The 7,673-nt window shown below is 60.4% G+C and carries 9 protein-coding genes and 1 pseudogene; 4 read left to right on the top strand and 6 right to left on the bottom strand.

What is annotated here, in order from left to right:
* From ACESMT_RS15700 to ACESMT_RS15690, 3 genes and pseudogenes are all read right to left on the bottom strand, one after another.
* A pseudogene (locus tag ACESMT_RS15700) lies at nt 1–103 on the bottom strand (IS6 family transposase); the annotation flags it as partial.
* 38 nt (nt 104–141) lie between these two features.
* On the bottom strand, nt 142–819 hold the full coding sequence (locus ACESMT_RS15695; protein ID WP_372827530.1) for a glycosyltransferase: 678 nt from the start codon (nt 817–819) through the stop codon (nt 142–144).
* Nucleotides 816–1,307 carry a DUF2919 family protein gene (locus ACESMT_RS15690; protein ID WP_372827529.1) on the bottom strand — a complete coding sequence of 164 codons (492 nt, stop codon included), beginning with the start codon at nt 1,305–1,307 and terminating at the stop codon, nt 816–818. The genes ACESMT_RS15695 and ACESMT_RS15690 overlap by 4 nt, the downstream gene beginning before the upstream one ends.
* 163 nt (nt 1,308–1,470) lie before the next feature.
* Between ACESMT_RS15690 and ACESMT_RS15685 the strand changes: the two genes are divergently transcribed.
* Nucleotides 1,471–2,901, top strand: a complete 1,431-nt coding sequence (locus ACESMT_RS15685) for a PglL family O-oligosaccharyltransferase (protein ID WP_372827528.1) — start codon at nt 1,471–1,473, stop codon at nt 2,899–2,901.
* 14 nt (nt 2,902–2,915) lie between these two features.
* On the opposite strand, the gene moaC is transcribed toward ACESMT_RS15685, so the two are convergent.
* Nucleotides 2,916–3,404 (bottom strand): cyclic pyranopterin monophosphate synthase MoaC, encoded by a 489-nt coding sequence (gene moaC / locus ACESMT_RS15680; RefSeq protein WP_372827527.1) that lies wholly within the window; start codon nt 3,402–3,404, stop codon nt 2,916–2,918.
* 41 nt (nt 3,405–3,445) lie between these two features.
* On the opposite strand from moaC, the gene tfpZ reads away from it, so the two are divergent.
* Together tfpZ and ACESMT_RS15670 are read left to right on the top strand one after the other, a co-directional pair.
* A complete protein-coding gene (tfpZ, locus tag ACESMT_RS15675) occupies nt 3,446–4,225 on the top strand; it encodes a TfpX/TfpZ family type IV pilin accessory protein (RefSeq protein ID WP_372827526.1) in 780 nt (259 codons plus the stop codon).
* 61 nt (nt 4,226–4,286) lie between these two features.
* The gene (locus ACESMT_RS15670; RefSeq protein ID WP_372827525.1) at nt 4,287–5,828 is read left to right on the top strand and encodes a M48 family metalloprotease; all 1,542 of its coding nucleotides are present in this window, start codon (nt 4,287–4,289) and stop codon (nt 5,826–5,828) included.
* Here the strand turns inward: ACESMT_RS15670 and ACESMT_RS15665 are convergent.
* Together ACESMT_RS15665 and ACESMT_RS15660 are read right to left on the bottom strand one after the other, a co-directional pair.
* The gene (locus tag ACESMT_RS15665) at nt 5,775–6,125 is read right to left on the bottom strand and encodes a phage holin family protein (protein ID WP_372827524.1); all 351 of its coding nucleotides are present in this window, start codon (nt 6,123–6,125) and stop codon (nt 5,775–5,777) included. The two genes, ACESMT_RS15670 and ACESMT_RS15665, sit on opposite strands and share 54 nt — an antisense overlap.
* Nucleotides 6,126–6,200: 75 nt before the next feature.
* Nucleotides 6,201–6,650: a hypothetical protein gene (locus ACESMT_RS15660; protein ID WP_372827523.1), complete on the bottom strand. Its 450-nt coding sequence runs from the start codon at nt 6,648–6,650 to the stop codon at nt 6,201–6,203.
* A 429-nt stretch (nt 6,651–7,079) separates the two neighbouring features.
* On the opposite strand from ACESMT_RS15660, the gene ACESMT_RS15655 reads away from it, so the two are divergent.
* Nucleotides 7,080–7,511 carry a DUF3717 domain-containing protein gene (locus ACESMT_RS15655; RefSeq protein WP_372827522.1) on the top strand — a complete coding sequence of 144 codons (432 nt, stop codon included), beginning with the start codon at nt 7,080–7,082 and terminating at the stop codon, nt 7,509–7,511.
* Nucleotides 7,512–7,673: the final 162 nt, after the last annotated feature.

Raw genomic sequence — 7,673 nt, 5'->3', positions numbered from 1 at the left:
CGTACCAGCGAGCGCACACCAGCATGACTTCCAACGGATAGTGCAGCCGCTTGAGCACCTTGCGTAGCTCGCCAATCATCGCCATCTGGGTCGTCTCTGTCATGCCGATATTGTCAGGCATGGCTTATTGCGACAAAACCTTCAAGACCGCTGATCGGCGCGCAACATATGCTGCTTCTCGTCGAACCAGGGAGTTGCATAGTTGCAGGAGGTAAATTCATTGAAATACGGGCCGCCACTGGTGTAGTGGACATTTGCCACACCTTCAGTCGGCTTGTCGTAGCCGACCAGATGATTCCAGCTGGCCGGTAACTCGCCGATCAACCCATCATCTCCCAACCATTTGAATTGATGCAATTCCAGGCCACTGGCCGTATTGGCAAATTCGGGCGTCAGCGCGCGGCACTTGGCGTTGTTGAAAAGCATGACGCTTGACCAGTTCTTTTTGCCGTAAGCAGTCTGCTTTTCATTGTGAAACTTTGAAGCTTCAAGCGGGACATGGTTGTGCTTGACACACATGACGGCATAACGTTCATCACGCAATGCCCACAATTTAGCAATGTCGTCCAGCACCAGCATGTCGCAATCCATGAAGATCGACCAACCTTCATAAGCGCTCAGGTGGGGCGTGAGAAAGCGTGAGAACGAAAAATCTGTCGATTGCAGCGGATCCCGCGTCCGCCACATCAACTCCCTGAGGTTATCCAGGGCCAGCGGGATAAAGCTCACCGGCTGTGACGAGCGTGCCAGGATGCTGTGTGTCAACACATGCCAGGCCACCGTCTCGCGCGGATCAAAGCCGATGAAAATGCGGATCATGAAGGTTTGCCCCCCGGTTCGACGGGTTCTGGAAACTCCATGAAAACCTGTTTGATGTAGGCGGACTTGTAAATGCCATAAACGATGGCGACATCGAGCAGGCCAAAGCTGGCGAGCAACAGCTCCGGCCGCCGCCACACATCGGCATGCCATAAAAACCAGGCCAGCAGTCCGAGGTTGATGACCGCTGTTGCCGCCAGAATAGCGCGCCCATTGCGCCAGATAAATCTCAATATCGCGCCGGTTGATGGGTGTCGGGAAAAGCCGGCATAGGCGAGGATCAGTACAGGCATTTCGAAGAGCAGCACAGCAGCCGACAAGCTACTGCTTGCCAACTGGATGGCGTCAGGCGATCTGCGCGAGGCCAGCGTGATGATGAGGAGCACCCAGTGGCGGCCAAGAAACGCCATGGCAAGCCACAGAGGACCCGGGATATCCAGGACGCCGTAGCGATTGACATTCAGATAGCGTTCATCCATTTCAGCCATGGTCAAATATAGCGCAAGAGATGCAGTACCCATGCCACCGCCCAACCCCGACCACGCGCCCTTCATCGACTCGTTTCCGGCGGTGACATCGACACTTGGTGGCCCGCGTGCCGGCCCCCTGACACAGGCGCTGGTGGTCGCTGTCCTGGTCGTCCCATGGGTCATGCCGTTTGCCGACAAACTTTCGCCGGCAGTGTGGCCGTGGCTCACTGCGGCTTTTTGTGCCGCGCTGCTGCTTGCGGTTCTTGCCCATTCCGGCTTTCCAGCACTGTCCGCTGAGGTCGTGGCGCGCGGGTGGATTGCTGCCGCTTCTCTAAGTGCCGGCGTGGGCGTGGTCCAATATTTCGGTCTCAGTGATCAATTCGTTCCATGGCTTGACCAGACGCGTCCAGGAGAGGCCTTTGGCAATCTGCGCCAGCGCAATCAATTTGCCAGTCTGATGAGTGTGGGGCTTGTTGCCTTGATCTGGCAGTTGCACACCGGCAGCTATCGGAAATACGCGCCACTTCTGCTGATTCTTCTGGCAGCGGGCAACGCAGCTTCCGGTTCGCGGACCGGGTTGGTCCAATGGCTGGCCATTTTGATCCTTGCATTTGCATGGCGTGGGCCAGTGGTGCCAAGAGCGCGGTACACAGCGCTGTTTGCCTTTGGGGTCTATCTTCTTTGGACCTTGACTCTGCCGTGGCTTTTGGTCACTCTCACGGGGCAAAACGCCAACGGTCTGGCTGCGCGCTTTGGCGAGACACCCGGATGCGAGAGTCGCTTGGTCCTGTGGTCCAACGTGCTTGCCCTGATCGCGGAAAAGCCCTGGTTTGGCTGGGGCTGGGGTGAGCTGGACTACGCGCACTACATGACGTTGTACCCAGGTCAAAGGTTCTGCGACATTCTCGACAATGCCCACAACCTGCCCTTGCACTTGGCGGTCGAGCTGGGTGTCCCTGTCGCGTTGCTGGTGTGTGGCTCTCTTTTTTGGCTGGTCCGGCAAGCCCGGCCGTGGCGCGAAACCGACCCGACCCGGCAAATGGCCTGGGGTGTTCTCGCGCTGATCCTGCTGCACAGCCTGCTTGAATACCCCTTGTGGTACGGGCCGTTCCAGATGGCTGTGGGTCTGTGCGTGTACCTGCTTTGGACGACGCGTTCCGGCCGTGGCCATGCCCCAGCCGCCACAGTCCACACCCGCCGTTTGCTGGCGGGTACGGCGGTCTTGACGATATGTGCCCTGGCGTATGCAGCTTGGGACTACCATCGCGTCAGGCAGATCTATCTTGCGCCCGCCCAGCGCGATCCAGCGTTTCGCGAAAACACCTTGGAAAAAATTCGTGACACGCGCCTGTTCCGGCGGCAGTTCGACTTCGCGGCACTGAACCTCACGCCGTTGACACCAGACAATGCGTTAGAGACGTCCGCCCTGAGCACCCAGCTGCTTCATTACTCACCCGAACCCAGGGTCATTGAAAAAGTGATTGAAAGCGCGGTCATGCTGCGGCGCGACGATGAAGCCTTGCTGCACCTGGCCCGCTACCGTGCGGCCTTTCCGCAGAACCATGCCAAATGGCGCCAGTCCGTCGTCCCGACGGAGAGGGTGGCAGATTGAGAATGAGCCGGTATTCAGGACTCCGCGACAAAACTTCCCGATTTGCCGCCGTGTTTCTCCAGCAATTTGACCTCGGTGATCACCATGGCGCGGTCCACGGCCTTGCACATGTCGTAGATCGTGAGCAGGGCTATCTGCACAGCGGTCAAGGCTTCCATTTCCACGCCGGTCGGACCGACGGTTTCCACGGTCGCGTTGCAGCGGATGCTGGCGCTCGCCGAGTCAGGCTGGAAGTCAAGCGCAACCCGGGTGAGGGCCAGAGGATGGCACAGTGGAATCAGCTCACTGGTTTTTTTTGCGGCCATGATTCCAGCAATTCGGGCGATTCCCAGCACGTCGCCCTTTTTTGCAGTGCCGTTGAGGATGATGTCGAGGGTGGCGGCATTCATGACGATGCGGCCTTGCGCAAGGGCAACCCGGTGGGTGTCGGGCTTGCTGGCCACATCCACCATGTGGGCCTGGCCTTGCCCGTCGAAATGTGTGAGCGCTGAAGTCGTGGTCATACTGTTACGAAACCTTTACAAGCATCCCTCATCATAAGAGCATGTCTGCCATGTCTATCTCCTTGAAAAGCCGCTTGTCTGCAGCCGGTATTCATTTAACGATCAGTCTGGCGGTGGCTGCGGCAGCGGCATGGCTGGTGTTCGGGCTTTGGTATCCCTATCCTTACCGGGAAATTTCCGGAGGACGGGAACTGTTTTTTATCGTGATTGCGGTGGATGTAATCATGGGTCCTTTGCTGACGTTGACTGTGTTCAACCGCAACAAGCCGGTCAGCGAACTGCGCCGCGACGTGTCGGTAATTGGCCTGTTGCAAATCGCGGCATTGGCATACGGCTTGTGGACGGTGTCGGTGGCTCGTCCCGTGCACCTTGTATTCGAAATGGACCGGTTCCGTGTGGTGCATGCGATCGAGGTGCCCGAGGCTGAGCTTGATCAGGCGCCGCCCGAACTGCAACGCTTGCCCTGGACCGGGCCCACACTGCTGGCGTTGCGGGCTTTCGAAAACAACAAGGAAAGAATGGATATGACCCTGGTTGCGCTCGGCGGGGCGCCACTGGGCGCCCGTCCGCGCCTGTGGCAAGACTATGAAAAGGGGAAACTGGAAATCATTGCGGTGGCAAAACCGCTGAGCGATCTGAAGATCCGGTTCCCCGCACAGGCAGGTCTGATTGATGCAGCGTCGCGATCTGCACTGGGCGCCAGCAAGTCCGGGACGGCGCTTGGCTACCTCCCGCTGGCCGGCCGCGACCAATACTGGACGGCTGTGCTCGATCTCAACACTACCGAGGTGATTGCGTTTGTTCCTCTCGATTCTTTCTGAACGCTTCAAATCAAAAGGCCCCAATCGTCCTGGCCAACGAGCGCTGACAGCTATATTGTTTGTGGCGGCAGCGAGTCTGGCGCCGGCGCACGCGCAGGCGCCGGTTCGCTCTGGTGGCTCCTTGCCGGCCTTGGGCGACACCTCCGAGCTGACGGCCAGTGCGGAGAGGCGACTGGGTGACCGGATTGCTCGCAGCATTTACCGGGACCCGGACTATCTGGATGACCCGGTGCTGGGTGATTATCTGCAAGGCATCTGGCAAGCGCTGATGACTGCGGCGCGGGCTAGGGGTGAACTCGTCAATGAGCTGGAGGAGCGTTTCGCCTGGGAAATCATGCTGGTACGCGACCGCACCATCAATGCCTTTGCCCTGCCAGGAGGCTACCTCGGCGTGCACTTGGGGTTGATCGGCGTTGTGGAAAGCCGGGACGAACTGGCTTCTGTGCTCGCGCACGAGTTGAGCCATGTGACGCAGCGTCATATTTCACGCCTGCTGAGCAAGCAAAGCCAGCAAATGCCCTGGCTGATTGCGGCGATGGTGCTCGGCGCACTGGCCGCCAACAAGAGCCCTGATGCAGCCAATGCAGCCATAGCCGGCGGGCAGGCGCTCGCGGTGCAAAACCAGCTCAATTTTTCGCGCGACATGGAGCGTGAGGCCGACCGCATCGGCTTTGGCGTGATGGCCGACGCCGGCTTTGACAAGCGGGGCTTTGCGAGCATGTTCGACAAGTTGCAGCAGGCCTCCCGGCTTAACGACAACGGCTCTTACCCCTATCTGCGCAGCCACCCACTGACCACGGAACGTATCGGTGAAGTCAAAAGCAGGCTGCAACTGGAAGGCCAGACGCTGGCGCCTTCTGCGGCTGACGAAAACAGCCAGGCGCGCGTGCTCCACGCGATGATGGCCGGACGCGCGCGCGTGCTGGGCGACCTGAGCGTCGATGGCCTGCGGCTCGTGCTGACCGACGCGCAGCGCATCGCGCTGCCAGCCGGGTCTGCTGCGGTGTTGAAACCGCGCGACGCAGGCGCCTTGTACGCGGGCGCTCTGGCCGCCACCCAGACGCGAGACTACGCGCAGGCCCGCAGCCTGGCGGAGCGGCTCAAGACGGCGCTCGCGGGCAATCAAGCGGCATCCGATGTGGTGGGCTTGCTGTTGCTGGAGATCGACATTGTGGCCGGGCGTGCCGCAGATGCGCCCAGATTTGCAGGCACCAGCAGCCGCGCGGCAATCATGCTGCAGTCGCGGGCTGACCTGGCGGCTGGCCGCGCGCAGGACGTGTCTGACCGCCTGCAGAGTTGGGTCAGAACGCACCCCAAAGACGCGATCGCCTGGCAATTGCTGGCGACGGCGCATGGCCAGCAGGGCCAGACGCTGAGGGCTATCCGGGCGGATGCTGAAAGCCGCGTGGCCCAGCTTGACTACGGTGCGGCGCGGGACCGCTTCAGGGCGGCGCAAGATCTGATGCGCAGCGGCCGCGACACGGGTTCGGGGGCGAGCAGCCACATGGATGGCTCCATCATCGATACGCGGGCACGCGAGATCGACCAGCTACTTCGGGAACAGGCGCTCCAGGACAAACTCGATCGCCAGCTGCAGCAGTGAATAAATCAGTGAGCCAATCAGGGCCGCCACAAAACCCGTGACGTGCAGGCCGCTGAGCAGGCTGGCCGCCGCCCAGAACATCAGGGCATTGATGACGAACAAAAACAGCCCCAGCGTGACCAGCGTCACTGGTAGCGTCAGCAAAACCAGCACCGGGCGCACCACGCTATTGAGCGCGCCCAGCACGGCTGCGGCAAGCAGTGCTGCGGGGAAGCTGGTCACGGTCACGCCGGAGTACAGATAAGCAACTGCCAGCAAGGCGGCAGCGCTACAAAGCCATTTGACAATGAGTTTCATGAGGGAAGAATAGCACTGACCCGCCTCGCTTTCCGCCACGGGAAAGATGCCGTGCCCCGGGGGAGTCCGGCCAGATCAATCCACCGCCAGCGACATGCCGGTACCGGTCATCATGGCGGCGTAAGAACACAGGCCGCGCGCTGTCGGACTGTGCTGGCGCGTGACCGGCTGAAGGTCGTTGCCGGTCTTGGGGCGGCGGGCGTCCAGCACGCGCCCTGTACCGTATTGGGTGATCAGCGAATCCGTCAGGTCACACAAGGGACCGCTGGCGATCTGGGTAACCACCGCGTCGCTGGGGCCTTGCAGCACGGGGATCACCTGCGAGAAGACTTTTTCGGCCCACTTGCTGCGCCAGTTCTGGCGTGCGCTGTGGGTCACCCATTTGCTGACGTGGTGGGTGACCCGAGGGGCGCAGCCGATCACGATCCAGCGTGTGGGCGTCCGCGTTTGGCCCGCCGATAGCAATGGCGTCAACATCGTCAGTGCGTAAGCGGCCTCGTCGATGTAAACGATCATGTTGTCCATAAAGTTCCTCTCGTTATGCGTGTGGTGCGACTCTCTGGCTGCGATGCAGTGGCCTGTTCAGGGCTCCGGGTTCATGAACCAGGCAGGTCGGTGAGGGGCGAAATATTGCCGCGACGCCTCGATCCAAACCTGTTCAGGTTTCAATCGAAGGTCTGGCTCGACATGCAGTTGCACTGCATGCCCAGCAAGCCGGAAGTGGGGACTTCGTAATGACGACTTGCTGAACGTCTGGCAGCCGGAGGGTCCCGATGGCCGGACGAGGGAGTTACTCCCCTTCAAGCCGGCGCGCCTGGCTGGAAAAAACCCGATGCCCCGGGTGGATGCCAGCTTGGCCTATCATTCACAGCCCAGCCGGAAATCGCCAACCCCGTCCTGAGCGGCGGCCCGGTTTTTAGCCTCCACCCTTCCTTTCCGATTGCAGAACCCCGCATGCCCGGCATCCACATCACCGACATTGAAGCGGCCATCAATTACTGGCGCGAGAAAAAGCCGTCGCCCGACGGCGTCACGCTGGCGCCGGAGCTGCGTGCGCTGGCCGAGGTGTATGCGCTGATGGTTTTTTATCACGAGGACGAGGCCGACGAAGCCGGCTTCCCGCCGCAGGCCATGGCCGCCTGGCGTGCCTGGTACGAGACGACAGCTGATACGCCCTGCATCGCCATCTGCTCGACCAGCCAGGGCGATGCGCTCTGCAAGGGCTGTGGCCGTACATTTGAAGAAGTGCAGCTGTGGCCTGAAATGAGCCCCTTCCAAAAACGCAGCACCTGGCGGCGCATCACGCAGGAGGCGACTGCCTGGCGTTTTGGCCGGTATTCGGACCGCGCGCTCGAAAAAAAGGATGCGCCACCGGAACGGGTCTAATTCCAATTCCCAATAAAAACAGTAATAATAAGCTTCTTACTTTTTTAAGGAGCACCTTATGGCCAGAACCGCCAGCGGCATCGACTGCATAGCAGATGCCCGTGCATTTCGAGACAACGCCAAAACGGCTGAGGACTTGCGTCTGGCCTTGGCCGTACTGCT

Source organism: Polaromonas sp. (assembly GCF_041689105.1).
Classification (GTDB): domain Bacteria; phylum Pseudomonadota; class Gammaproteobacteria; order Burkholderiales; family Burkholderiaceae_C; genus Polaromonas.
This window is presented reverse-complemented; position numbering and strand designations above follow the sequence as displayed.